Raw genomic sequence first — 391 nt, 5'->3', positions numbered from 1 at the left:
AGGTCGAAATCTTTCACATTCAGCGTTCTCCCCACCTCACCTGCCCTGTCGTTTTGTACTCGCGGCCCACGCAGCCCGAACCCGCTGTCTGCAATATTGAACTGGTGGCGGTATCCCCACGGGCCGCCCTGGGGCACCTCAGGCCCTTCATAGTCCATATTCCGTGCTCTGAGATCGGCTTTAATAAAAGCCGCTATGGGACTATCTTTTACAAAAGCAGTAAGCACCTTTACCGGCAGTCCCAGGTAAGAAGAAATGCTAGCAACGTTGGTTTCAGCGCTTGTTGCCTGCATCTGAAACAGGTTGGTACTTTGCACCGGCTGCGCATTCATCGGTGTAATACGAACTCCCATACTGGTGGGTACCACCAGTGAATATTTGAATTCTTTTC

At 51.7% G+C, this 391-nt stretch carries 1 pseudogene; it reads right to left on the bottom strand.

Features of this window, described 5'->3' with window-relative positions:
- A pseudogene (locus B3B27_RS09165) lies at positions 1-391 on the bottom strand (sugar kinase); the annotation flags it as partial.

The sequence above is a fragment of the Proteiniphilum sp. UBA5463 genome, from assembly GCF_002427225.1.
Classification (GTDB): domain Bacteria; phylum Bacteroidota; class Bacteroidia; order Bacteroidales; family Dysgonomonadaceae; genus Proteiniphilum; species Proteiniphilum propionicum.
The sequence above is the reverse complement of the archived record's forward strand: the minus strand, read 5'-3'. Positions and strand labels throughout refer to the sequence as shown.